We start from the raw sequence: 25,002 nt of genomic DNA, 5'->3' as shown, positions 1-25,002 counted from the left end.
GCAATTTCTCAAGAGCTACAGCGGTTTTCTGCTGCAACTGCATTTCATTCTGGACTGAATACGGCTTCATCGGCAACGGCAACCACGAGGCAATTTTAAGAATGCACATCGGCGATTTAATGCTCGAAAGCGGTGTCAGTTTCGGCACCAGCGGAGCGCGTGGGCTGGCGACGGCGATGACCGACCGCGTGTGTTACGCCTACACCGCCGGTTTTCTCAGTTATCTCCGCGCCAGCGAACAACTCACACCGGGGCAAATTGTTGGTTTAGCTGGCGATTTACGCCCCAGCTCACCGCGCATTCTTAGCGCCTGCGCTGCTGCCGTGCACGATCTCGGTTATCAACCGCGTTATTACGGCGCAATTCCCAGTCCGGCGCTGGCTGCGTTCGGCATTGCCCAGCGCATTCCGACGCTGATGATTACCGGTAGCCACATTCCCAACGACCGCAACGGCATCAAATTCAATTTGCCGACCGGCGAAATCCTCAAACCCGATGAAGAAGGCATTCGCCAGCAAACTGTCACGCTGCCGCCGAATTATTTCGACGCGGCGGGGCAATTTCTCAGCGACCAGCGCCAGCATTTACCCGCGCCGGATGAATGCGCTTACCACACTTATGTCGAACGGTATCTGGCATTTTTTCCGCCCAATTGCCTCGCTGGGCAGCGCATCGGCGTGTATGAACATTCGAGCGTGGCGCGAGAAGCGTTCGCGGCAGTGCTCACCGGACTTGGCGCACAGGTCACGCGGCTGGGTTATTCGGCGCAATTTCTGCCGGTCGATACCGAAGCAATCCGCCCAGAAGATGTGACGCTGGCGCGGGATTGGACCGCAAGTGGCAATTTCGACGCGCTGGTTTCTGCCGACGGCGACGGCGATCGCCCGCTCATCAGCGACGAAAACGGGAATTGGCTGCGCGGCGATGTGCTCGGCATTCTCTGCGCTCGGCAGCTCGGCGCTCGCGGCGTGGTGACGCCAATCAGCAGCAACACCGCGCTGGAAAAATGCGGCGATTTCCCAGCAATCACGCGGACGCGCATTGGCTCGCCGTTCGTCATTGCAGGGATGAATGCTTTGATTCAACAGGGAATTGCGCCGGTCGTCGGTTATGAAGCCAACGGCGGTTTTTTGCTCGGCACTGCGCTGGAGCACGACGGTCGTCGCCTCGCCGCGCTGCCGACCCGCGATGCAGTGATTGTGGCGGTGACGGTATTGCTGGCAGCAGTGGCGCAGGGTAAACCGATTTCGGCGCTTGCTGCCGATTTGCCGCAGCGGTTCACCCACAGCGACCGGCTCAAAAATATCCCGACCGAGCGCAGTCAAGCGCAGCTCGCAGCGTTGCATAGCGGGGATTTTCAGCAGGATCAAGCGGCGATTGCCCGGCAATTTGGCGCACAGTTTGGCGCAGCAGTTGCAGTTGACACGACTGACGGTCTGCGCATCACTTTTGCCAGCGGCGAAATTGCGCACCTGCGTCCGTCGGGAAATGCGCCAGAATTGCGCGTTTACACCGAAGCAGATAGCGCGGCGCGAGCGGCGGAAATGAACCAGCTTTGTTTGGAAGCCATGCGATGAATCTACACGAATATCAAGCAAAACAGTTATTTAAGCGTTATTACATTCCGGTTCCGACCGGCGCAGTCGCTGCCACTGCCGCCGCTGCAACGAAAATCTGCGCCGAACTCGGCGGTTCGCGCTGGGTGGTGAAGGCGCAAATTCACGCCGGCGGACGCGGCAAGGCTGGCGGCGTGGTGCTGGCGGATTCCGTCGCACAGGTTGAGGACGCCGCGCAGCGGTTGCTCGGCAGTCGTCTCGTCACCCACCAAAGCGGTGCGGACGGTTTGCCGGTCACGCAACTGCTGATCGAGCAGCCGACCGCAATTGCCAGCGAACGCTATTTGAGCCTGCTGGTGGATCGCGCTGCCGAGCAATTTCTGTTTATGGCGTCCAGCGCGGCGGGATGGATATCGAAGCAGTCGCTGCTGCCACGCCCGAGCAGATTCTGTTGGTTGAGGTGCATCCGGCAGCGGGAGTGCAGCCGTATCAGGTGCGGCGCATCGGTTTTGGGCTGGGTTTGAACGCAGCGCAAATCAAGCAGTTGGCGACGATGATGCACGGGCTGTATCAGTTGGCGACCGAGTGCGACGCCAGTTTGGTGGAAATTAATCCGTTGGTGATTAACGACTTGGGCGATTTGATTGCGCTGGATGCCAAGCTCACGCTGGACGACAACGCGCTGTTTCGTCATCCCGATTTGGAGGCGCTGCGCGATCCCAGTCAGAAGATGCCGTGAGGCGCTGGCGCGGGCGCATGAACTCAATTACATCAGTCTGCACGGCAACATCGGCTGCATGGTCAACGGCGCGGGGCTGGCGATGGCAACGATGGATTTGGTTAAGCTCCACGGTGGTGCGCCAGCCAATTTCCTCGATGTTGGCGGCGGCGCGACGGCAGCGCGAGTGGCCGAGGCGTTCAAACTGATTCTGTCCGATCCAAAAGTGACGGCGGTATTGGTCAACATTTTCGGCGGCATCGTCCGCTGCGATCTGATTGCCGAGGGCATCATGCAGGCAGTGCGCGAGGTGGCGGTGCAGGTGCCGATTGTTGTGCGTTTGGAAGGCACCAATGCCGCGCAGGGACTGCAACTGCTCGCCGATAGCGGGCTGGCGCTGATCACTGCCAGCAGTTTGAGCGACGCAGCAAATCGCGTGGTCGCTGCTGCGGCTGGGCGCAATCACACGGCGGAGGCAACAGCATGAGCGTCTTGATTAATGCAGATACCCAGTTGATTTGTCAGGGATTTACCGGTAAACAGGGTACTTTTCACAGCGAGCAGCCATCGCTTACGGCAGCGATTTGGTCGGCGGCGTCACACCCGGTAAAGGCGGACAGCGCCATTTAGATCGCCCTGTATTTGACACCGTGCACGAGGCAGTGCGTGTCACCGGCGCGAACGCCACCATGATTTATGTTCCAGCGGCGTATGCGGCGGACGCGATTTTGGAAGCTGCCGACGCGGGGATTGCCGTCATCGTGTGCATCACCGAAGGCATTCCGGTGCTGGATATGTTGCGGGTGAAAGCGGCGCTGGCGCGGCGGTCGAGTGTGCTGATTGGGCCGAATTGTCCGGGCATCATCACGCCCGGCGCGTGCAAAATCGGCATCATGCCCGGGCACATTCATCAACCGGGGCGCGTCGGCATCGTATCGCGGTCGGGGACGTTGACTTATGAAGCGGTGTTGCAGACGACACAAGCTGGGCTGGGACAAAGCACTTGCATCGGTATCGGCGGCGATCCGATTCAAGGATTAAATTTTGTGGATTGTTTGCGGCTGTTTGAGGCAGATGCTGCGACCGACGGCGTGATTCTGGTCGGCGAAATCGGCGGCGACGCGGAGGAAGCAGCAGCGGCGTTTATTCAAGTGGAAATGACCAAGCCAGTAGTTGCCTACATCGCGGGAGTGACTGCGCCAGCGGGTAAACGGATGGGACACGCGGGCGCAATTGTCACTGGCGGTCAGGGCACGGCTGAAGGCAAATATGCGGCGTTGGAAATGGCGGGCGCGGTCACGGTGCGTTCACCGGCGTTAATGGGAGCACGAATGGCGGAATTGCTGGCGCAGTGAATTAATTTAATTGTTTTCTTATTTAGCCATCTGGCGAGCGCCGGCTGGTGTGATTAAAAAACAACACCGCAATATATGTGGGATTATTTCGTTCCGCGATTTTCTGAGTTTGTCAAGAAGCAATGCTGAGTTTATTATTAAACAACCCGTGCTACTGCACGCAATCTCATTTGGTATCTGCCATGCACGCACATCCGCACGCACATCTCAATCGTCGTAATGACCTCCGCGTTCCCGTGCGCTGTGAGGTCGAATTACAGCCGCTTACCGACACTCAAATAAAACGTCCTGAACGTTTTATTTCACTTGATTTAAGTGTTGGTGGAATGCAGCTTCTTGCCGATAAAACCTATCCTCTCAATTCTGAAGTAATGGTTGCTTTTGATTGTAAAGAATTGGGTTGGGGACCGTTTTCTTGCACTGCATCAGTCATGTGGGTTGATCCACATCCTACTAATGGACAATGCCGCATAGGTGTTAAATTTCGTGGTGTTGATAAATGGTGAAAACCTAAATTAACCGTACTGTTAATTATTAGTTGTAGCCGTGTAGATTAGCGCACGGCTACAACTAAAAGTTATTAACAGTTATAATCATTTTGGTGCAGTTCAACTGACATTGCGAAGTAAATTATTATGCCAATTCTATGGCGACCACAGTTAACAACAGGTAACGATCAAATCGATCAAGATCATAAATATCTGTTCTGCATTTTTAACTGCATTGAAATGGCGCTGAGTTCACCGGATCAAGTTAAGCACATTCCGCTATTTTTTAAACAGCTATTGGCTTATACCGATGAACATTTTGTGCGTGAGGAAGGCATTCAATTAGAAATTGGTTATAGCGGCTATCTTGCGCACAAGATGGAACATCAGCGGATTCTGGAACGTCTTCAAGAACTCAATGATAAGGTTCAAAAAATTGCTGCTTCAGAACAAGGATTGAGTGCAGAAATTCTTGCTGAAGGAGGATTAGATAAGCACATTCTCGCGCTTGCCCGTAGTTGGATTGTTGATCACGTTGCGAAAATGGATACTGGATTTCTACCTTATATGAAAAAGAATCCCAGCAACTTTTATTAGCACTTTTCTTAATTACAAACGAAGAATAAAAAACCCGCTCTCAACGCAATTAAGAGCGGGTTTTTAATTGGCAAAAATAGCGCGTTAAACGACGCGTTGACCAACTTGTAGCAGCGCCAGCGTAATGTTGTCATTGCCGCCGCGTTCATTGGCGATGCGTAATAACGCATCAGCCGCAGATTCTACCGAATTCTCTTCTATCGACATTAAAATCTGCTGCATCCACTCATCTGGAACCATTCCAGTTAAGCCATCGGTACAGAATAAAAACACGTCACCAGTCATTAATTCGACGACCGCAGAAGCAATTTTTACTGCGGCAGCAGAGCCCAGTGCTCGCGTTAAAATGTTTTCACCAATTCCATAGCGTTTTGCATCTTCACGGCTGGCAAAAAAACCTTGATCAATTACTTCTTGAATAAAGGAATGATCCCGCGATAATTGTTCAAGACAACCCGCTCGCAGGCGATAAATACGCGAATCGCCAACGTGTGCTACGACCAGCCATTCCCAACCCACCGCACCGACAACGACCGTCGTTCCCATGCCCGATTGTTTTTCGTTTTCCTTGCTGTGTCGCCAAATCGCAACATTCGCTTCTTCGATCATTTCTCAATCGTTAAGCGCGTTTGCTCGGAATCGTGACGCGGCACGGGGTGGTCGTGAATGCAATTGGCAATGGTCGCAGTCGCTAACCGGCTGGCGACATCGCCGGCGTGAGCACCGCCAACACCATCAGCGACCACCACCAAACCCCAATCGGGATCAATGATGACCGCGTCTTCATTGCGTGCCCGCACTCGCCCAGTGTCGGTACGTGCCGCATAAACCAAAGAAAAAGCGGAGATTGGACCATGCGCCATAACGTTAACCACTTGCTGCCGTTGCTGCGATTTAATGTCCGCCAGTGCCGTTAAGTTCGGCGGCGAGACGCTTGGGATCAACATAACCGGGAATCATGTCGCCAGTTGCAGTCACAATTGCCGGAGTGCCGCGTAAGCCCAGCTCATCAGCAAGTTTCATGTGCGCATCAATGGGATTGGCGCAGGTTTTATTCGGGATTGGTTTGCCCGATTTCGCTTCGGTCAACGCAGCTCGCCGTGCTGCTTCATCGCCAGCGCACCACACGGAAACCGCTTCATCGTAGGCTGGGCTGCCTTTGCCAGCACGCGGGAAGAACAGGTAACGAACTCGAATGCCTTCTTTGTTGTAGTCATTGATTTGACTGTGCAATTTGCGGCAATACCCGCATTCAATATCAGTAAACACGGTCACAGTGTGTTTGGCGTCTGCCGGTCCAAAAACTACCATTTTGTCCTCGCCGAGACGCTCGATGCGTTCTTTACGCACCTGCGCCAAACGCGGCTCCGTCAAATCCTCACGGGTTTTCAAATCAACAATGTGTCCGTTAATAAAATAACGACCATCTTCAGTGACGTACATCAACTCAGTACCGATCATCACCTCATACAATCCAGCCACCGGTGCAGGCGCAATCGCACCAATTTTGACGCCGGGCGCAACCTTTTCGAGCGCCTCGCGGACAGTTTGTTCGGGTGAAGCCGCTAACGCCGCACAGGTGCTGGCAGCCAAAATGAAAGGTGCAACGATGCGGGCAATCGGTAACAAAAAAGGCATAATGAATTCTCTATTGGTTTGATTAGTCACGAAAATTAGTAAACTGCAACGGCAAACCCCAGTCGGTTTCACGCAGATGCGCAATCGCTTCCTGCAAATCGTCGCGCTTTTTACCGGTGATCCGCACTTGATCACCTTGAATTTGCGCTTGAACCTTGAGCTTGCTCGCTTTAATCGCCTTCACCATCCGCTTGGCGGTTTCCGTATCCACGCCCTGCTTCAACGTAATTTCCTGACGCGCTGCATTTAACGTTGTGATCGGCGCTGCCGGTTCCAAACACGCCAGATCAACTTTCCGCTTCACCAGCTTCTGACGCAGAATGTCCATCATCTGTTGCAAATGAAATTCCTGCTCGCCGGTCATCAAAATGGCGTTATCGCTCAGAGTAAAATCGGCATCGACGCCCTTAAAATCAAACCGCGTTCCAATTTCGCGCTTGGCCTGATCGACCGCATTGCGCACTTCCTGCAAATCTATTTCAGAAACAACATCAAACGATGGCATGAACACCTCAAGACGGCATGGTCGCGCACTCAGATGAGTTGAATACTAAACCCAAAACACCGTTGCAAACCACAAGCGGCGCAACGACCAACACGGTTGAATGAAACACTTGGGAATGGTTAAGATCGCTGCGCTATTTCATCTGTATCACCACACATTTTGGAGCATTGCATGTCTATCGAACGCATCGTATTCGCAGTTGCTGGCGCTTTCATTGTGATTTCCATATTGCTGGCAGTTTATGTCAATCTCAATTGGCTGTGGTTTACAGCTTTTGTCGGTGCAAATCTTTTTCAATCCGCGTTTACCGGCTTTTGTCCGCTGGCGTTGATTTTGAAAAAATTGGGTAAAACCAGCGGCACTGCATTCTAAACGTATTACAGCAACCATTGCCAATTTTGCTGAATAAAACTGCAGTTTTTGTGGATATTATTCGGCAATTTAATTCGGTTTTTAATTACATTAGTTGTCCATTATGTCGCGCTTTACCACGTCACCATCATTATCGGTAGTCATTCCGTTGTATCAAGAAATCGACAATGTGGAACCATTGGTCACGCGAGTGCAAGAAGGTTTGGCGCACTATTCCGGCGCGTGGGAATTGATTTGTGTCGATGACGGCAGCCGCGATGGAACTGGCGAGCAGCTCTGCGCACAAATCGCTCGCGTTGGTGAGCACATGCGCGTCATTCGCTTGCGTCGCAATTTTGGGCAAACCGCAGCAATGCAAGCCGGATTTGATGCAGCGCGGGGCGAATTGATTGCGACCCTTGACGGCGATTTGCAAAACGATCCGGCGGAGATTCCGCGTTTGGTTGACGAATTGCTGGCGCGAGACCTTGATTTACTACAAGGCTGGCGGCAGCAGCGCCAAGATGGATTGCTGCTGCGCAAAATCCCGTCACGATTCGCTAACGCCTTGATTGGTAAAGTAACGGGGCTGGCGCTGCATGATTACGGGTGCAGTTTAAAAATCTATCGTGCCATCGTTATTAAAGAAGTGCGGCTGCTTGGCGAAATGCACCGTTTCATTCCGGTATGGATGGCGGGTGTCACCGCTCCGCAGCGCATCGGTGAGAGCGTGGTCGCGCATCAAGCCCGGCAATTTGGCGTGTCTAAATATGGGATTTCACGGACATTTCGCGTATTGCTTGATTTGCTGGCAGCATTTTTCTTTCTGCGTTTTGGTGCACGACCGGGGCATTTTTTCGGCATGATCGGCCTCAGTTTTGGCGGGATCGGCGCAGTGCTGATGGGACATTTGCTGCTCGTCAAATTCGCACTGGGTGAAGACATTGGTCATCGTCCACTGCTGCTGATTGCGATTTTGCTGCTGCTCGCAGCGGCGCAGTTTTTAACGACGGGTGTCCTTGCCGAACTGCTCACCCGCACTTTTTACGCCTCCAGCGACCACAGCCACCACCGCATTCGTTGGCAATCCGATCCCGCCGCTGCGGGTTGGATGACAAATCACCCGAACGTCCTTTAATGCAAGGACTGAGAAAATTCCAAATTCATTTCGGAGCATCGCCGTTGTGGCTAATTCGTTGCAAGATCAACTGCTTAAAGCAGGATTGGTGAAAGCGCAATCGCTCAAACAAGCGCGTTCCACCCAGCATAAACAGAGCAAACAAAGTGGCGGTAAATCGGTGGAAACGACCGAAACCGCTGAGGCGCGAGCTGCTGCGGAACGGGCGCGAATTGAGAAGCTGGAGCGCGACCGTGAACTCAATCGGCAGCGTCAGGAAGAAGCGGCGTTACATGCGGCGGTAAACGAAATTCGTCAATTGATTCATGCCAATCGCGTCGTGCGCGACGGCGGCGATCTCGTCTACAACTTCACCGATGGCGTGACGCTCAAACGCATTTATGTCAACAAAGAACAACAAGCCAAATTGGTTGCCGGACGGCTGGCAATCGTGCGGCAAGATACGTTTTATGAAGTGATTCCGGCAGAGCTGTGGCGCGAGTACGTGAACGTGATCCCAGTTTAGTGCTGGTATTCAACGAACCTGTTGCGCTCGCGACCGAGGATGATCCTACGCGGCTTATCAGATTCCAGACGATTTAATGTGGTGATCGCTTCAATCACAAGCGATTTTCCAGCACGATAAACCACGGGCGCTTGGCTGATGGCTGCAAACGTCCTTTTTGATCAAGTTCCAGCGTGGTTTTTGAAACTGAATTACGCACATTACCGCCGATGGCTTCCAAACTGCGGGCGCTCGCGCCAACCACCAAATCGCAGTGACCGCTCATGCCTTGCAAACTGCTGGCGCTGATGTAGCCGTTGACGAAACGCGGGCGAGCTTTGCCGCGTGAAGCGCAGATTAAATCGCCGGGTTTAGGGCTGTAATCGCTGATGCGACGCGGCACAAACCAACGGCGCGGTTCGCTGGCGTTAGCAATGATGCTGGCGATGTAGGTGGAATGCGCTTCTGCCAGTGGAAACTGGGTTGTCGGCACTCCTGCTGCCTGCATGATCCAACTGATAAACGCGGCCGACCACGGTTTGTTGCAATCCATGCCGGTTAATTGCGGTTCCTTGACGATTCGCCAATAAACATTCACGCGGTCGCTGTGGCGGTCGCTGTCATCTTCCCACGCGCCAACGTGCGGAATGCTTTCTTCGCCACCTTTAACACCACCGTTTGTCGCCCGAAAAATTCCCATTCTCGATGGGCACGCGACAAAATCGCCTGCTTCACCCGACTATTTGGCGTTGGCGGAGCGCCGATGGGCACGCCAGCCCAACTGCCGTTTTTGTTACGACCGCTGTCGGAACCGGAACGCTCGGGTGGCGTGGCGCAGCCAATAGCGCCAAACACACTGCGCCCAGCACCGCGAAACGTAACCACTTGTAAAGTAAAGACATCATCGTGGTGGGCGCGTCGTATTGTGAAACCACGGACGATATTCCTCCATTTTTGCCCGTTGCTCCGGCGGCGCTCGCCGGGTGCAGGTCGCAACATCGGCGCTGTCTGCATCTGCGCCCCAGCGCCGCTCGATGCAATCATTTGGATTATAAGCAATTTCTAGCCCCGCACGGCGAACGTAAAGCTCGCGCAGAGGCAGTCGCCACGGGCTGCCATCGCTGCGGCTATAACTAATGAATCGTTCATCAAGATATTGATTGTGCAGTTGTTCTACTGCGGCAGCGGCGCGTTCTGGTGTCGTGCCACGCAATTGATACAACTGCGGATAACGACGAATTGCTCCGGCAATCCTTCCACCACATTCATCGCAATAAGCAAGCGCATATCCCGCGATGGCGTGGCGTAATCCTCCCACGCGCCGATGGTCTCGAAAATCGCCGCGCCGCTGGGCATCGCCACCTCCGCGCTGGGATGATCGCGCATGTACACCTCGCCGTTATCCACTGAAGTTAAACGGGTTTCTAATTGCTCCATGAGCGCCGCTAGTTTGGTTTGATATGCCAGCTCCGGCGTCAAACCGTTGGGATTGATGAGTTGCTCCATTCGCGCATAAAAATCGGCTGGCGCGAGTTCATTCTGTTCGGTCGAAAACGCGGGGCGACCATTCGCACCGTCGAGCGCTGCATTGGTGGCCGCTCGCAGTTCGCCCGACGCGGTGCGCAATAACGGACGAAACGCCTTAAATCCCGGTCCGCTGCTCGGCGTGTGCGCAAATAAAAATGTGCCTTCCCAGAACCGTTTCCGCGTGACGGAATTGTCCGGCTGCGCATCCACTGCCAACAGCAATCCGCTGCGTCCTGCGCTCGGCGCGATCCATTTCACCAACATCAGCGTGTGACCGTAGGGATCGGCATATAGCGTGCCCGGCCACAGACTCGCCCGCTCCAGCGCAACCGGATAAAAATCAGTGGCATCATCGGTCAAACTGGTGCGCCCACTGCCGGAATGTACCGTGTCATGATGCGCCGACTTAGTTCGCGGAAACTGCTCAACGGCGCAGCGTCACCGACGAAACGGCGATCAATGGTTTGCACTTCACAGCTCGGCGGACGATTGCGACTGCCGCGATTGCAGGCGCGATACCCAACGGGCAAACCCATTTTCCACGCGAAATAACTGCGCAAAAAATACGGTAAATCCGCGCAATCCGGCGTTGCAGGCAAGCGGCGCTCTTCATCCGCACCCAGCGCGTTAAAAAGTAAATTGCGTTCTGGATCGCGCAATGACGGCGCGAGCGAATTAAAACTCAGAGCTTCTTCTGGCGGCGCATCAAAGAGCTTTTCAATCCACACGGAATACAGCGCCTCGGTCGCTAAATCCCATTCGCCACTGCTCTGCTGCGCTGCCGCACCGCCAACATCAACTTCGGTACAGGCAACGATTTGACCGCCCCGCAACGCTTCAAGCCGATAAATTCCGGCGCTGGGTCGAAACAGCGTGGCATGACGCGACCACGGCGGACCGGCGCTGGCAATGCTGCGCAGCGGCATTTGCTCGCCACCGGGATCGATCATCGTGAGTTGATCAATGGCAGTGTCCGTTGCGACCGCCAGCACTTCCAGCGGAGCGCCGGGCTGCGGCTGTTGCGGAAAAGTCCAAATGTGCGTTTGCGGACTTTGCTGGCAATCCGGCGCAGCGAAAACTGCTGGCGCACCAATCACCCAAAGTGCCAGCGCGAAGATGCCGTATTGAAAAAAGCGTGATGGCATGGTTGTCACCGTGATTTCATTCAGAATGCTGTTCGTGAAAGTGTATCAGGCGTGATTCAATTCTCGATCCACAATCGCTGCAACTACCAAATCGCCCCAGACATTGACAGCGGTAATTGGATAATCGAAAAAGCGGTCAACAATTAAATATAGTGCCAAATAAGTTGGCGGTAAACCAAGCAGCGTCAGCATGAATGCCATCATTGCAATGCCGCCGCTGGGAATACCGGCAGTACCTGCGGAAGACGCCATGGTTAATAATACGATCAATAGCGATTGCAGCGGACTGAGTTCAATTCCCGCCAATTGCGCCATAAAAATAAGTAAGATGGATTGATAAATTGCTGAACCGTGCATGTTAAGCGTCGCGCCCAGCGGTAACGTCAAACTGGTGACTTGTTCGCTAACACCGAAATTTTCCAATGCGCGTTTTGAAACCGGATAAGTTGCTGAACTCGATGCAGTGGATAACGCAGTGAATAACGGTTCGCGGCAGGCAATAAGCAATTGCCACGGCGAGCGATGTGTGCGCAGCCAATAAAGTAGTGGCATCACGAATAACGCATGAAGGATCACACCCAAACTGACCGCCCATACAAAGGCTTGCAATTGAAATACGCCCGTCCAATCCATCGTGGCAAGGCTGTCATAAACCAGCGCCGCGATTCCAATTGGCGCGATGGCGAGCACTCCATTCAGTGTTTGCATGAACAGCGCATCAAGTGCCTGCGCTCCGCCAATTAAGGTTGCGCGGTGATTAGCGGCAAGTTGGCGCGACGCGAGCGCAGCAATGACGGCAATGAGCACGATGTGCAATACATTTCCGGCAGCGAGTGAAGCGAATAAATTGCTGGGAATAAAATAATCAATCAGTCGATCTAAACTAAACGCCACTTCGGTAGTTGTAACTTGTTCCAAATGCAGTAAACCGACCGGTAAATTATGCGAAAAAAATAAACCGAGCAGTGTGCCAATTATTGCTGCGACTGCGGAGGTTGCAGCGTAATAGCCAAAAGTGCGTCCACCAACTCGGCGCAATTCATTTCCGCCGGCGAGTGCAGCGTAAATGGATACTAAAATCAGTGGCAGAATGAGTAATTTGAGCAAGGCAATAAAAATTTGTCCCAGCCAAGCAACCGCTGGCGCTCCAGCGGGAAATAATAAAGCAAGGATGATTCCGACCAACAGACCGATTGGAACAGAATAAAATCGACGAAAAAACATGGCTGTCATCTCTAAAAATATCTTTCAAATAATCGTAAATTGGGTTGCCGCTGTTGGAACCCAACAACTGACACCAGCATCACTGGGATTGAATTAAACCGTCATTAAAACAGCGATGAATTTTGCAGTTTAGTTGATTGCATCAACCCAGCCGACGGTTGTTTTTTTGATGTCATCATATTGCTGCACATGCTGAATAAAAATCGTGCTCTCAAATACAATTAATGCTGGTTTTTTTATCCGCATCATTTGCCATTTGTTCGCAGCAAGCGCGACGCGATAACGAATCACTGTGCAAAATCGGAGCAATTTGGTTGAGATTGGCAAGCAAGCCGGTTAATTTAGCCACGATTGAAACGTAATCGCCAATCTCAATGTCAAAATGTTATGACCAATAAACACTTAACGCAGACCCGTTTCGATGGTTTTGACCTCGATACGCGCATTCTTGCCGGTCTTACTGACGCCGGTTTTACACACTGCACGCCAATTCAAGCGGAAACCTTGCCGCTGGCGTTGGCTGGACGCGATGTTGCGGGACAGGCGCAAACCGGAACCGGTAAAACCGCCGCGTTTTTGCTGGTAGTGATGCAGCGGTTGCTCAAGACTGCGCCGCCACCATTGCGTCAAATCAGTCATCCCCGTGCGCTGATTTTAGCGCCTACTCGTGAATTAGTTGTGCAAATTCATGGCGATGCACAATTACTTGCTGCGCATACTGGACTGCGCATCGGGCTGGTTTACGGTGGTACTGGTTATCAACAACAACGCGATGATCTCGCTGCGGGTGTTGATATTTTAATCGGTACACCAGGGCGTTTAATTGATTATTTCAAACAGAAAATCTTTGATCTTCAATCAGTTGAAGTTGCTGTGCTTGACGAAGCAGACCGCATGTTTGATCTCGGTTTTATTAAAGATATTCGCTTTTTATTACGCGGAATGCCGCCACCAGAAGCGCGACTCGGTTTATTATTTTCGGCAACGCTATCGTATCGCGTTACTGAATTAGCCTATGAATATATGAATCGTCCGCAATTGGTTAAAATTGCGACCGATACCATTACCGCTGATCGTGTGCGGCAATGCTGTTATATGACAGCAAATGATGAAAAAATCCCACTGTTAATTGGCTTGGTGCGCAGTTGGGAAAATGCGCGAATCATGGTATTTGTGAATACGAAACGCGAAGCAGATCGAGTATGGGGTTATTTGCAAGGCAACGGGATCAATACTGCTGTGCTTTCCGGCGATGTACCACAGAATAAACGCCTAAAGTTATTACATGATTTTACTGCTGGTAAATTGCCCGTATTGGTTGGTACTGACGTTGCAGCACGGGGTTTACATATTCCCGATGTCACCCATGTAATCAATTATGATCTGCCTGATGATCCTGAAGATTATGTACATCGTATTGGTCGCACTGCTCGTGCTGGTGCAGCTGGGGAAGCAATTGGTTTTGTCTGCGAAACCTATGCGTTTTATTTGCCCGATATTGAAACTTTTATCAATACGAAAATTCCAGTATTGCCAATTGAGAGTGAATTGCTCGCAAAAATCAATGCAAACAGTCAGTTACGTCCAGATCAGGAAGATCGAGAAAACCGCCGCGAACCAGATCGCTCCATCAGAACTGCCGCGCCTCAAAAAGCGCAAATACGCAAATCTCGTCCAGCGATGAACCCAGAACCACCAGTAAAAATACAACCAATACAACAGGATGTGGAGAATTTTACACCTGAAACCATCGCTCCATTTCCCAGAATTCGTCGTACCGTTCCCAGTCGGTGGCGTGTCGAACCCGCCGCACTCACCAGTCCGCCACCATTTGCTCCTATTTCTAATCCTATTCTTGCCGTTCCGCCTGAAGACATGGAGAGCCGTGCACAAAAATTAAAACGGCGGCGTCGTCGTAAATTAACATCAAATGATGTCGCAGTGGATTGAATGAAAAAAGGCATTATTTTCCAATACAAAAACTGGAAAAAATGCGACCCAGCAAATCATCGGAAGTAACTTTTCCGGTGATTTCTCCAAATGACTGCTGCGCTTGAAAAAGCTCTTCTGCAACGAATTCTATTCCCAATTGTTCAGTCAAATTAACAAGTGCCATATCCAGTGATGTTAAACCACGCTGTAACGCGTCCAGATGTCTACGCCGTGCAATAAATGCTCCTTCAGGAAGCATATTTACTCCAGCACAAGTTTTTAGATGCGTGCGCAGTAAATCGAATCCCGCACCTGTGACCGCTGATAGTGCAATTTCAACTCCATCAGGCATTTCGATCAATTGCGGTTCTAAGCCAAGTAAATCAATTTTGTTCTTAATTTTAATAACGGGACAATTCAATAACAACTCTTCAGGAAATGCTAGTGCAACACTTTCAGTTGCATCATAAATCCAGAGTACCAAATCTGCTTTTTGTAGTTGATCTTGCGCCCGACGTACTCCTTCACGTTCAATTAAATCATCGGTATTACGAATGCCCGCAGTATCAATAATCTGAATTGGTAAACCATCGATTTGAATATGAAGTTTAAGTAAATCACGAGTCGTACCCGGTAACGGCGTTACAATTGCTGCGTCACTGTCTGAAAGCATATTTAAAATGCTCGATTTTCCAGCATTTGGTAATCCCGCAATCACTACGGTTAAGCCTTCTCGAATCCGTTGTCCTTGATGCGCTTCGCGCATAATTTGTTGCGTCATGGCAATCATTTGTTGCAATTGTTCTGCAACAGATAATTCTGCTACGAAATCGACATCTTCATCAGGAAAATCAAGCGTTGCTTCCAGCAACATGCGCAATTGAATTAACTGCTCAATGAGCGCATCAATACGCCGTGAAAAAACACCCTGCAAACTTTGACCTGCTAATCGCACAGCTAATGTCGTTGTGCTCTCAATTAAATCTGCAACTGCTTCTGCCTGCGCAAGATCAAGTTTTCCATTGAGATAGGCGCGTTGCGTGAATTCACCGGGTCGCGCCATGCGAGCACCTAGTGCCAAACAACGTTGCAAAATTAAGTCAAGAACAATTGATCCACCATGCCCTTGTAATTCTAAAACATCTTCTCCAGTAAATGACTTTGGCGCTTGAAAAAAAATTGCAATTCCTTCATCAATGAAATTGCCATTAACATCTTGAAAAACAGCAACATTTGCTGTGCGGGGAATGAGTGAACGTCCAAGAATTGCTTCTGCAATTGCCGGAACCTGAGCGCCACTGACGCGCACAATACCAACGCCACCTTGACCTGGTGGCGTGGCTATTGCGGCGATAGTTTCTGGCGTCATACGATCAATGAAATCAAACGCCTAAATTAGCGTTTATGTTTTGCTGCAGCACGTTCGATATTGCGGGTGATATGCCATTGCTGGGCAATAGAGAGCAGATTATTCACCGTCCAATACAGCACTAATCCTGATGGGAAAAATGCAAAGAACACGGTAAAGACAAATGGCAGACTCATCATTACCTTTGCCTGAATTGGATCAGGTGGTGCTGGATTGAGTTTTTGCTGAATAAACATGGATATGCCCATGATCAGCGGTAATACGAAGTATTGATCTGGCGCAGAAAGGTTATTTAGCCACAACACAAAGGGTGCTTGACGCATTTCAACACTTTCAAGCAATACCCAATACAGCGCAATAAAGACCGGAATCTGAATAAGAATAGGCAGACAGCCACCGAGAGGATTGATTTTCTCAGTTTTATACATCTCCATCATCGCTTGATTGAGACGTTGTTTGTCATCGCCATAACGATCTTTAAGTGCCTGCATTCGTGGCGTCAGTTGACGCATATTCGCCATTGATTTGTAGCTGGTTTCAGACAGCTTATAAAAAGCGAGTTTAATAAGAATAGTCAGGAAAATAATAGACCAGCCCCAATTACCAACAACGGCATGAATACTAGCAAGTACCCAATGAATTGGTTGGGCAATGACAGTGAGCCAGCCGTAATCCACCGCAAGTTCGAGACCAGGCGCGACACTTGAAAGCGTGTCTTGAAGTTTGGGGCCAATAAAAAGCTGGTTTTCAAAGGTATAACTGGCTTTTGGCGCGATGGTAATGACTGGCGAGTATTTACCAATAATATAGCGTGAGCTGCCTAAAACATTGGTATAGAAGTTTTCTGAGGCTTGACGCGGTGGAATCCAAGCTGCCATGAAATAATGCTGAATCATTGCAATCCAGCCATCGGTGACAACACGATCCAATTTACCCTTACTCATTTCTTGAAATGAAACTTTTTTATACTTGTCTTCAGGGCTGTAATACACGCCGCCAGTATAATTGCTAACGAACCGCGATTCGTGAAGATCAGTAAAATCGGTACGTTGAAGCTGATTGTATTCACGAGCAATTAGTGGCGCTTCTGTCGCGTTGTTTACAGTTTGCCGAATTTCGACAACATAGCTACCACGGGTAAAGATGTAATTTTTTTGCACCTCTATTCCGAAGTCATTACGCCATGTTAAAACTACCTCAAGCCGATCTGCATTTTCTTCAAGTCGATAATCAGCAGCAGTGCTTTGAAAAACTGCTTCGTGAGTTGGTAATACTGCTGCGTCTTTACTGATAAGCCCTGATTGAATAATAAACATATTCGGCGGAATAGCTTTGAGCAGTTGTAACCGCTCTTCAGGTTTTTCAGGTGTAATTGCATAGTTTAATAACCAAGCATTACTAATGGTGCCGCCACGCGGTGAAATATCTAGTTTCAAAAGATCGGTTTCAACGCGAATAAAACGATCATTGCTTGGTTCCGACATTGACATATCAGCCGTATCGGCATTGGTCGCAATAACCGGAATATCTGCCTGATTCGTTTGCGGAATAGCTGTTGCAATTTGCTGCTGTTCTTGTGTGACAGGAGCCAAGGTGGGCTGACCGTAGTCTTGCATCCATGACTCATAAATTAAAAACAGCACTGCTGCGAGTGAAAAAAATAGGATTAATCGCTGATTATCCATGAGTCTTGGTCTGCCTTTCATGTGGGACTGGATCAATACCGCCAGCGTGCCAAGGATGACAACGCGCAAGACGGCGCACGGCTAAATAAATGCCGTAAAGTATTCCGTGGCGTTCAATAGCTTCTACGGCGTATTGGGAACAGGAAGGATAAAAACGGCAATGCGGCCCAATCAATGGACTAATCAGGTATTGATATACCTTGATCGGTATGATCAAGATGCGACGCATGACGGATTCCTAATGATGACCCAAGCGCGTTCTAAGTATGAAAAAAGTTGCGTGTTGGGGATTTTTGGTGCGCCGTGAACGCAAAGAATAACGATGTCTACCGGAGGAATTGATTGACAATGAATCCGAAAGCTCTCACGGGCAATTCGTTTAAGTCGATTCCGATCAACAGCGCGACGCGCACATTTCTTAGAGATTGCAAGACCAAGTCGTGCTTCAGTAAGATCGTTGGCACGACAAAGTACAATGAAACCTGCTTTTCCTGTTCGCATTGGATGTGCAAATACCCGCTTAAATTGGGTTGCATTGCACAGGCGCTGTGCCCGCGAAAAACGCAGGCGAGACAGAGAATCGATTGGTCTAATCCGCTTCAGACTGGAGAAAGACGTGCACGCCCTTTAGCACGGCGGGCGCTCAACACTTTTAAGCCATTGCGAGTAGCACTACGCGCACGGAATCCATGAGTACGTGCACGTTTTAAGCGACTGGGTTGAAAAGTACGTTTCATCTGTAAAGAGACTCCGAAATGGGTAAGAGTTTGATCGTATAACAACCGACCGGAAAAGGGTTGGAAACATAAGCAATTTTTAAACTAAAGTCAATAAAGATTAGACAAATTTTATCTAGTGTCGTACAGTGTACGCTGTTACAGCAAAGTTATTCGCGTCTTCACTCTAAACTTTGTTATCAGCCTATATTATTTATTTCTATTCGGAGAATCTAATGGAATTTACAGTCAGTCGAGAAACTTTGCTGCCTGCTTTAGGAAAAGTTATTGGCGTCGTTGAACGGCGGCAAACAATGCCAATTTTAAGTAATTTACACTTGGTTGCGAACGATGATCGCGTCATGCTTACTGCAACTGATTTAGAAGTTGAAGTAAAAACCAGCTTTCCAGTTGAATTAAAACAATCCGGTGAAGTAACCATTCCAGCAAAAAAACTCGTTGATATTTGCCGCAGTTTAGGTGAAGGCACTGAGATTCATTTCCAGATGAGCGATGAACGCTGCACTGTCAAAGCAGAGCGCAGTCGCTTTACCTTGGGATTATTGCCAGCATCTGAATTTCCATTGATGGATACCGTACAGGATGGTTTTCAGTTATCCATTACTGAATCAGTATTTAAGCGTCTTTTAGATAAGACTGCGTTTGCAATGGCGCAGCAAGATGTGCGTTACTATTTGAATGGTCTATTACTTGAATTCCGTGAATCCACATTAACCGCAGTTGCTACCGATGGTCATCGGTTAGCGAAATTCCAAAGTTCAGTTGATGTGGGTATCAGTGAATTACGCCAAATTATTGTACCAAGCAAAACCATTTCAGAACTGCGGCGACAACTGAATTACAGTGATGACGTGATTACAATGAGTTTGGGTGAGAAGTCAATTCACATTGTGATGGGAAATCTCACCATGACTTCAAAATTAGTTGATGGTCGTTATCCTGAATACGAACGAGTGATTCCACATACACTGAGCAGACAAGCCTCATTAAAGAAAGATGAATTAAAACGCGCTTTGTCACGCACTGCGATTTTATCCAACGAAAAATATCGTGGTGTGCGTTTAACTTTCGATCAAGGAATGCTGCGTTTGCTGGCGCAAAACCCTTCGCAAGAAGAGGCGGAGGAGGAGATCGAATTGGATTATCAAGATGATTCTATTTCCATTGGATTTAACGTGTCGTATCTCACCGATGTATTAGGTGTTATTGACGGGAAGGAAGTCTATATTCAATTCCAAGATGCGAACAGTAGTTCAGTGTGGCACGGTAAAGATGCTGATGATGAATCCTATGTGGTGATGCCAATGCGTATTTAGCGCAGTTTTTCAGCATGTGAATAGCGCAAATGTTATTGCGCTATTCGCCAATGCCGCAGTTTAGTTGAGTAGATTTTTTCGTTCTTCCAATAGAGAATTAATTTCGTTGAGCAGCTCGGATTCTTGATAGGGTTTACCGAGATAACGATCCACACCAAGTGCCATTGCGTATTCACGATGTTTCGCACTGGTGCGCGATGTAATCATAATGATCGGCAAATCTTTCAAATGCTCGGCGCGACGAATATGCCGCGCTAATTCATAGCCATCCATGCGTGGCATTTCCACATCCAGCAATAGTAAATCTGGGCGATTTTCATCCAGCAAAGTGAGTGCCTCAACGCCATCTTTTGCAGTCAACACTTCCATATTTTGCCGCCGCAGTAGCCGACTGGTCACACGGCGCACCGTCAATGAATCGTCAACCACCATGATGCAATGCTGCGGTTTAATCGCAGCGACTGGCGCAGCGTTGGGACGATACCCCGCGACCGCGCCAGAACGCAGCAGCGCCAGCGCGTCAAGAATCAACGCGACTCGTCCATCCGACAAAATCGTGCCGCCACTCAACCAGCGCACCCGCGCCAATTGCGGGCCAAGCGGTTTCACCAGAATGCGTTGGCTTTCAATCAAACTATCGACATGCAGCGCAACCCGTTGTTCGCCAAGGCGAATGAGCAGCAGCGGCAACCAGCGCCGTTCGCCCAAATCCGGCTGTTGCGTTGGATCGAGCACCCCGCCCAAATAAACCACGCGATGACGCTGGTCGCGCAGCGTGAATTCCTCGAGGTCGCCGCGATAAATATCGAGCAGCGTTTGGCGATTGATGCGCGTTGCCGCTTCAACCGTGCTGTGCGGAATGGCGTAAATGTTCTCGCCAGCAGAGACTAAAAACGCCTCGATAATCGCCAGCGTCAACGGCAGCCGAATCGTAAATCGTGCGCCTTGACCAGCAACCGATTCCAAACCAATCGCGCCATTTGCTGCCTTAATTTCCGACGCGACTACATCCAAACCCACGCCGCGCCCCGAAATTTGCGTGACCTTTTCAGAAGTGGTGAAACCCGGTTCGAGAATGAATTGCAGCAGCGCGTCATCCGGTAACACCGTGTCTTCTGCCAGCATTCCCAAGTTGATCGCTTTGCGCCGAATCGCTTGTAAATTCATTCCTCTACCGTCATCGCTCAGGCTAATGACGGCATCGTTGCCTTCTCGCGCCAGCGCCAGCGTCACCAGTCCCAGCGCCGGTTTACCGTTTTTCAATCGGGTTTCTGGTTCCTCTAAACCGTGATCGACGGCATTGCGCAGCAAATGTTCCAGCGGTGCGACCAGCCGGTCAAGAATGGTGCGATCCAATTCTACTTCCGGGCCTTTCACTTCCAACTGCGCCTGTTTACCAAGACTATCCGCAGTTTGGCGCACCAGCCGCTGCAAACGCGGAACGACCTGCACAAAGGGCACCAAGCGCGTGCGCAGCAAACCATCTTGCAAATCATCGGCCAATCGCGCTTGCTGCGTCAGTAAATCGGTGAATTCGCGCTGATGGCCAGTCAGCATATCTTTGACGCTCACCAGATCGTTAACCGTTTCGGCCAAACTGCCGGAAAGCTGCTGCAAGCGCGAAAACCGATCCAATTCCAGCGGATCAAACGCATCGTCATACACCGAGCTTTCACCCTCTCGCTGCCGATCAAAGCGGTGCATGATTTGCGCTTGGGTTTCGATTTCGAGCTGGCGCAGCTGCTCGCTTAAACGCAGCACCGTTGATCAAGCTCGCCCAAACTGAAATTAAACTGGCTATTGCGCTGGCTCAAACGTCCGCGATAAATGCTGATTTCACCCGCTTGATTGACCAACTGATTCAGCAATTCCGAACGCACTCGAATCTGCGTGGCTGCTGGAACCGCAGTCGCTACTGCATCAAGTACGTGCTGCACTGCCTGCGGCGTCAACGGCAGCGGCGACTGCTGCTGGCAGCGCATGTCAACGCCAACAGTTCATCCTGTCCGGCAAGTGCCGCCACCAATGGACTCATGCGCGGAATCGCTGCGCCTTGCTCCAGCGCATCGACCTGAATCGACAACGCATCCACTGCCCGTTGCGCCAATTCCAAGTGGTGTCGTTAATGATGGCGTGATCGGCTCGCCGCTTTCAACCGAGTTTCTAGCGCATGACTGAGATCGCCAATCGCCACTAAACCAGTGAGCCGCGCTCCACCTTTCAACGTGTGCAGCAGCGGTTAATGCCGTCCAGTGCCGGAATATCCTGCGGCGCCAATTGCCAAGCGCGGAATTGCGTATCGAGATGATCGAGTAAATCTCGCGCTTCTTCGAGAAAAATCGCCGCAGCTTCTGCATCCGGTGGAGGCATCACGTCATCGCTCGGCAACGCCGCAGTCGGTAAATCATCCACGGGCAGCAGCGCATGTTCGTCATCATCGTCATTGGCGGCAACTGCTGGCGCGACCTCAACGGGCAATGGCGTTTCTGGCACTTCCGGCAGCAGCGGCGGGATCGTAGACACTGCTGCTGCGGCATTTTCAACGGCTAATCGCTGCTCCAGCACCGCGCCCAATTCCACCAGCAACGCTGCGCCCCGTCCGAGCGTCGGCAATTCGTCAACCCGCGTCGCAATTGCCTCAACTGCTCGCGCCAGCAGCGCCAGCAACGGCGCATCAATTGCCTTGCCGGCAGTGAGAATTGGTTTCAAACACAGCTCCAGCGCCTTCGTCACCACTGCGATGGAATCAATTCCCGCCATCCGCGCACTGCCGGTCAGCGTGTGCAAAGCGCGTTGGGTCGCTTCATCAATCCGCACTGCGCTCGTTTCAGACAGCCGCAAAAAGTTGTTTATTTCCGCTAGATGCTCGTGGGTTTCCGTCTGAAAAATCCGCAGCAATTCTTCATCGGCAATAAACATGCTGTCGTGATCGGTGACTTGATCGACCAAATCCGTAGGCAACGCCTCAACTGCGGCTTCTGCTTCCGCCGCCGCTGCTGCCTCATCACTCGCACCAAGATTGGCGCTGTGCAACAACGCAGTAGCGCGATCAATAAACGGCTGAATGGGAAATGAACGTTGTTCAACTTGCGCGGTTAATAATTCCGGCAACTGCGCGACTGCTTCCGTCACTGCGACTAACACTTCGACCGACGGCACGAGATGTTCTTCCATCACTCGATTGAGCAGCAATTCAAACGCCTGCGCAAAATCAGCGACTTGCAGTGCGCCAACCAAACGCCCGCTGCCTTTCAACGTGTGAAAACTGCGCCGCAACATTCCCAACGCAGTGTGATCTGTCGGGTCGGCTCGCCAACGCGCACATTGGATTTGCGCTGATGCAGTTTCTTCCCGCGCTTCTTCCATGAAGATTTCAATGAATTCGCTGTCGTCATCTTCATCTTCATTTGTAGCGGCTGGCGCAGACGGCGGCGACACTTCCAACACGGGTTGCGGCAACTCCAGCACTTCTGGCGCAGCGGTTTCAACTGCATCGCCCGCAAACGGCAGATCAAACGTCAATTCTGGCGCGTCAATCGGTGGCAATGCTGAGGCAGTTGCAGTGTTGTCCGCTGGCGCGGGAGAAATCGCTGGGGTTTGCGCGGTCAGTGCTGCCAGCGATTGACTGCCTTGCGCAATGAGATGATCGCCAAACGGCACTGCGTCTTGCAGATGACCGATGAACAATTCAAGCGCGGCCAACGCATCGGCGAGATGTTCAAATTCTGCGGCGCTCGGCGGATGCACCGTCGCCATGTAACGCTGCGCAACTAACGTCCCAATCGCATCCGCTAACTGCGCAGCGGGATATTCGCCCAAAATGGTCAATGCGCCCGATACGTTCAACAAATGCGGTCTGACCGTCGCCAACGCATCCATCGTGCCCTGTTCAACGTGCCAATTGAGAATGACATCTTTAACGCGCAGCAATTCATAATTGGCTTCACGCAACGTCGCGGCAGTTAATTCTGATAAATCAAAGGCTGGCGCGTCTTGTGCGTTCAGCGCCCGCTGTTCTTCTGACAGATGCAGCGTTGCTTCAATGCCCAGCAGCGTCATCGCCAAATTTTCCAACGGCGCTTGATTGTGTGCCAACTCCGGCAGCGTCAACGCCCGCAATTCATCTGCAAAATCGCACAGGCGCTGCGCCAGCTCTCCGCCATCAACGGGCTCTAGCATTTCGATCAACTGGCGCAACTGCGTGTCCAGTTGATCTCGCGCCGCTGCGTCTAACGTCGTCGCCAACTGATTGAATTGAGATTTAATTTGGGAAAATTCACTGAGCGCCGTCAGCAATAATTCGCTGTGGCGATCATTCTTTGGCGTATTTAGCGCAGTCTGGCGCTGGTGATTTTCGGGAATGCTATATCTGCTGCGTAGCTGCGCCAGCAGCGGCGAGCTAAAGGACATGCTACTGAAAAGATTGATGAATTGCTCGATCAATCCCAGCGTATCCTGCACTGGCAACTGTGGCGGCGTTTGCGCGAGTGGTTTAAGCACACGATCCAAATGACCGAGCAGCGCCCGCAACGGCGGATCAATTGCCCGCTGCTCGTGCGGCACTGCCTCAGTTAATAACTGCGCCAAACGAAATAAGTCTTTGAAAATACTGGTTTCTGGCACTTCCGCCAGCCGCGTAAACAGTCCGCCCAGCGTGGTCAACACGCGATATTGCGGATCGCCGCGATACCATTCGACCAAATAACGGTGATAGTGCGGGCGCACCTGCCGCACGGTCAGCGCGAGCTGCGCCAACGTGTCTGCGGTCAACGCAGTTGCGGTATCAGGAATCAGCGCCACCATCAACAATTCCGCCATGCTCAACGGCGGAGTATTCCGTGCAGCGCGTACCGCATTGATGCTGCTCGCTAATTGCAACGGCAGTTCATTTGCGCCAGCGTCAAGTCGATCCAAATGTGCCGTCAACTGCGCCAGCGCTTCGTCGAGCACTGCGGCGCTGGCGGTGACATCTGCGTCATTGATTTGCGGCAGCATTTCCAATAACAAGCGCATTTCCTGCGCCAGCCGCGCTGCCATCGTCAACTGCAACGCTAATAACACGCCTTGCACCTGATTGAGCGCCGGAATCACCGCTGCGACTTGCGGCGCAATTGCTTCTCCATCCGCAGCACTTTCAAGCAGATCACGCAGTGGGCGCAGGGTGGCGGCGATTTCGCCTTTAACCCATTTCAAGCCTTCAACCACTTTTTTCTCTGTCATAACCGCGCTACTCAATG

29 protein-coding genes and 2 pseudogenes are annotated in these 25,002 nt (G+C 51.1%); 10 read left to right on the top strand and 21 right to left on the bottom strand.

Going from position 1 to position 25,002, the window contains the following annotated elements; genetic code table 11:
• The first annotated feature begins 101 nt into the window (after positions 1–101).
• The 5 genes and pseudogenes from CXB77_RS08750 (at position 102) to CXB77_RS08730 (ending at position 4,714) form a co-directional block, all read left to right on the top strand.
• Positions 102–1,577, top strand: coding sequence for a phosphomannomutase (locus tag CXB77_RS08750; RefSeq protein ID WP_105073590.1), 1,476 nt, complete (start codon positions 102–104; stop codon positions 1,575–1,577).
• Positions 1,574–2,761: pseudogene (gene sucC / locus CXB77_RS08745) on the top strand (ADP-forming succinate--CoA ligase subunit beta). Before CXB77_RS08750 ends, sucC begins: the two are co-directional and overlap by 4 nt.
• Positions 2,758–3,629, top strand: a pseudogene (sucD, locus tag CXB77_RS08740) (succinate--CoA ligase subunit alpha). Before sucC ends, sucD begins: the two co-directional pseudogenes overlap by 4 nt.
• Positions 3,630–3,811: 182 nt before the next feature.
• On the top strand, positions 3,812–4,135 hold the full coding sequence (locus CXB77_RS08735; RefSeq protein ID WP_172452607.1) for a PilZ domain-containing protein: 324 nt from the start codon (positions 3,812–3,814) through the stop codon (positions 4,133–4,135).
• 129 nt (positions 4,136–4,264) lie between these two features.
• The gene (locus CXB77_RS08730) at positions 4,265–4,714 is read left to right on the top strand and encodes a bacteriohemerythrin (RefSeq protein ID WP_105073588.1); all 450 of its coding nucleotides are present in this window, start codon (positions 4,265–4,267) and stop codon (positions 4,712–4,714) included.
• An 84-nt stretch (positions 4,715–4,798) separates the two neighbouring features.
• Here CXB77_RS08730 and CXB77_RS08725 read toward each other — a convergent pair whose 3' ends face one another.
• Genes CXB77_RS08725 through CXB77_RS08715 form a run of 4 tightly spaced genes read right to left on the bottom strand, consistent with a single transcriptional unit; the run spans position 4,799 to position 6,857 of the window.
• Positions 4,799–5,323, bottom strand: coding sequence for a PP2C family protein-serine/threonine phosphatase (locus CXB77_RS08725; RefSeq protein WP_347338092.1), 525 nt, complete (start codon positions 5,321–5,323; stop codon positions 4,799–4,801).
• Entirely contained in the window at positions 5,320–5,577 is a 258-nt protein-coding gene (locus CXB77_RS23750) for a PP2C family protein-serine/threonine phosphatase (RefSeq protein WP_347338091.1), read from the bottom strand. The genes CXB77_RS08725 and CXB77_RS23750 overlap by 4 nt, the downstream gene beginning before the upstream one ends.
• A gap of 31 nt (positions 5,578–5,608) precedes the next feature.
• On the bottom strand, positions 5,609–6,352 hold the full coding sequence (locus CXB77_RS08720) for a DsbC family protein (protein ID WP_105073587.1): 744 nt from the start codon (positions 6,350–6,352) through the stop codon (positions 5,609–5,611).
• Positions 6,353–6,374: 22 nt separating this feature from the next.
• Positions 6,375–6,857 (bottom strand): YajQ family cyclic di-GMP-binding protein, encoded by a 483-nt coding sequence (locus tag CXB77_RS08715; RefSeq protein WP_105074006.1) that lies wholly within the window; start codon positions 6,855–6,857, stop codon positions 6,375–6,377.
• 171 nt (positions 6,858–7,028) lie between these two features.
• Between CXB77_RS08715 and CXB77_RS08710 the strand changes: the two genes are divergently transcribed.
• The 3 genes from CXB77_RS08710 (at position 7,029) to CXB77_RS08700 (ending at position 8,851) form a co-directional block, all read left to right on the top strand.
• The gene (locus tag CXB77_RS08710) at positions 7,029–7,229 is read left to right on the top strand and encodes a YgaP family membrane protein (protein WP_105073586.1); all 201 of its coding nucleotides are present in this window, start codon (positions 7,029–7,031) and stop codon (positions 7,227–7,229) included.
• A 103-nt stretch (positions 7,230–7,332) separates the two neighbouring features.
• Positions 7,333–8,346, top strand: coding sequence for a glycosyltransferase family 2 protein (locus tag CXB77_RS08705; protein ID WP_105073585.1), 1,014 nt, complete (start codon positions 7,333–7,335; stop codon positions 8,344–8,346).
• Positions 8,347–8,392: 46 nt separating this feature from the next.
• On the top strand, positions 8,393–8,851 hold the full coding sequence (locus tag CXB77_RS08700) for a DUF2058 domain-containing protein (RefSeq protein WP_347338090.1): 459 nt from the start codon (positions 8,393–8,395) through the stop codon (positions 8,849–8,851).
• A gap of 94 nt (positions 8,852–8,945) precedes the next feature.
• On the opposite strand, the gene CXB77_RS08695 is transcribed toward CXB77_RS08700, so the two are convergent.
• The 7 genes from CXB77_RS08695 to CXB77_RS19690 form a co-directional block, all read right to left on the bottom strand.
• A complete protein-coding gene (locus CXB77_RS08695; protein ID WP_242445583.1) occupies positions 8,946–9,530 on the bottom strand; it encodes a DUF2272 domain-containing protein in 585 nt (194 codons plus the stop codon).
• Positions 9,425–9,715, bottom strand: coding sequence for a hypothetical protein (locus CXB77_RS21675; RefSeq protein ID WP_242445582.1), 291 nt, complete (start codon positions 9,713–9,715; stop codon positions 9,425–9,427). The genes CXB77_RS08695 and CXB77_RS21675 overlap by 106 nt, the downstream gene beginning before the upstream one ends.
• Positions 9,716–9,731: 16 nt before the next feature.
• A complete protein-coding gene (locus CXB77_RS21670; protein ID WP_242445581.1) occupies positions 9,732–10,052 on the bottom strand; it encodes a hypothetical protein in 321 nt (106 codons plus the stop codon).
• Entirely contained in the window at positions 10,004–10,717 is a 714-nt protein-coding gene (locus CXB77_RS21665; RefSeq protein ID WP_242445580.1) for a hypothetical protein, read from the bottom strand. Before CXB77_RS21665 ends, CXB77_RS21670 begins: the two co-directional genes overlap by 49 nt.
• Positions 10,714–11,502, bottom strand: a complete 789-nt coding sequence (locus tag CXB77_RS21660) for a hypothetical protein (RefSeq protein ID WP_242445579.1) — start codon at positions 11,500–11,502, stop codon at positions 10,714–10,716. The genes CXB77_RS21665 and CXB77_RS21660 overlap by 4 nt, the downstream gene beginning before the upstream one ends.
• Before the next feature lie 45 nt (positions 11,503–11,547).
• Positions 11,548–12,726: a dicarboxylate/amino acid:cation symporter gene (locus CXB77_RS08685; RefSeq protein ID WP_105073584.1), complete on the bottom strand. Its 1,179-nt coding sequence runs from the start codon at positions 12,724–12,726 to the stop codon at positions 11,548–11,550.
• 129 nt (positions 12,727–12,855) lie between these two features.
• Complete coding sequence (locus CXB77_RS19690; protein ID WP_172452606.1) at positions 12,856–13,017, bottom strand: hypothetical protein; 162 nt, start codon at positions 13,015–13,017, stop codon at positions 12,856–12,858.
• Between the two features lie 96 nt (positions 13,018–13,113).
• Between CXB77_RS19690 and CXB77_RS08675 the strand changes: the two genes are divergently transcribed.
• A complete protein-coding gene (locus tag CXB77_RS08675; protein WP_105073582.1) occupies positions 13,114–14,676 on the top strand; it encodes a DEAD/DEAH box helicase in 1,563 nt (520 codons plus the stop codon).
• A gap of 13 nt (positions 14,677–14,689) precedes the next feature.
• On the opposite strand, the gene mnmE is transcribed toward CXB77_RS08675, so the two are convergent.
• Genes mnmE through rpmH form a run of 5 tightly spaced genes read right to left on the bottom strand, consistent with a single transcriptional unit; the run spans position 14,690 to position 18,449 of the window.
• Positions 14,690–16,027 carry a tRNA uridine-5-carboxymethylaminomethyl(34) synthesis GTPase MnmE gene (gene mnmE / locus CXB77_RS08670; RefSeq protein ID WP_105073581.1) on the bottom strand — a complete coding sequence of 446 codons (1,338 nt, stop codon included), beginning with the start codon at positions 16,025–16,027 and terminating at the stop codon, positions 14,690–14,692.
• Positions 16,028–16,053: 26 nt separating this feature from the next.
• A complete protein-coding gene (yidC, locus tag CXB77_RS08665; RefSeq protein ID WP_105073580.1) occupies positions 16,054–17,712 on the bottom strand; it encodes a membrane protein insertase YidC in 1,659 nt (552 codons plus the stop codon).
• A complete protein-coding gene (gene yidD / locus CXB77_RS08660; RefSeq protein WP_105073579.1) occupies positions 17,705–17,941 on the bottom strand; it encodes a membrane protein insertion efficiency factor YidD in 237 nt (78 codons plus the stop codon). The genes yidC and yidD overlap by 8 nt, the downstream gene beginning before the upstream one ends.
• Positions 17,926–18,279, bottom strand: coding sequence for a ribonuclease P protein component (rnpA, locus tag CXB77_RS08655; RefSeq protein WP_277949396.1), 354 nt, complete (start codon positions 18,277–18,279; stop codon positions 17,926–17,928). The genes yidD and rnpA overlap by 16 nt, the downstream gene beginning before the upstream one ends.
• A 32-nt stretch (positions 18,280–18,311) precedes the next feature.
• Positions 18,312–18,449: a 50S ribosomal protein L34 gene (gene rpmH / locus CXB77_RS08650; protein ID WP_105073577.1), complete on the bottom strand. Its 138-nt coding sequence runs from the start codon at positions 18,447–18,449 to the stop codon at positions 18,312–18,314.
• Positions 18,450–18,664: 215 nt separating this feature from the next.
• Between rpmH and dnaN the strand changes: the two genes are divergently transcribed.
• Positions 18,665–19,765 (top strand): DNA polymerase III subunit beta, encoded by a 1,101-nt coding sequence (gene dnaN, locus CXB77_RS08645; RefSeq protein ID WP_105073576.1) that lies wholly within the window; start codon positions 18,665–18,667, stop codon positions 19,763–19,765.
• A gap of 60 nt (positions 19,766–19,825) precedes the next feature.
• Here dnaN and CXB77_RS21655 read toward each other — a convergent pair whose 3' ends face one another.
• From CXB77_RS21655 to CXB77_RS21635, 5 genes are read right to left on the bottom strand one after another with little or no spacing between them, the layout of a single operon-like run.
• A complete protein-coding gene (locus CXB77_RS21655) occupies positions 19,826–21,526 on the bottom strand; it encodes a hybrid sensor histidine kinase/response regulator (RefSeq protein ID WP_242445577.1) in 1,701 nt (566 codons plus the stop codon).
• The gene (locus CXB77_RS21650) at positions 21,514–21,747 is read right to left on the bottom strand and encodes a hypothetical protein (RefSeq protein WP_242445576.1); all 234 of its coding nucleotides are present in this window, start codon (positions 21,745–21,747) and stop codon (positions 21,514–21,516) included. Before CXB77_RS21650 ends, CXB77_RS21655 begins: the two co-directional genes overlap by 13 nt.
• Positions 21,714–21,878, bottom strand: coding sequence for a hypothetical protein (locus CXB77_RS21645; protein WP_242445575.1), 165 nt, complete (start codon positions 21,876–21,878; stop codon positions 21,714–21,716). Before CXB77_RS21645 ends, CXB77_RS21650 begins: the two co-directional genes overlap by 34 nt.
• A gap of 9 nt (positions 21,879–21,887) precedes the next feature.
• A complete protein-coding gene (locus CXB77_RS21640) occupies positions 21,888–21,959 on the bottom strand; it encodes a hypothetical protein (RefSeq protein WP_242445656.1) in 72 nt (23 codons plus the stop codon).
• 26 nt (positions 21,960–21,985) lie between these two features.
• Complete coding sequence (locus tag CXB77_RS21635; RefSeq protein WP_105073574.1) at positions 21,986–24,985, bottom strand: Hpt domain-containing protein; 3,000 nt, start codon at positions 24,983–24,985, stop codon at positions 21,986–21,988.
• Between the last annotated feature and the right edge of the window lie 17 nt (positions 24,986–25,002).

This window comes from Chromatium okenii, from assembly GCF_002958735.1.
GTDB lineage: Bacteria > Pseudomonadota > Gammaproteobacteria > Chromatiales > Chromatiaceae > Chromatium > Chromatium okenii_A.
The sequence above is the reverse complement of the archived record's forward strand: the minus strand, read 5'-3'. Positions and strand labels throughout refer to the sequence as shown.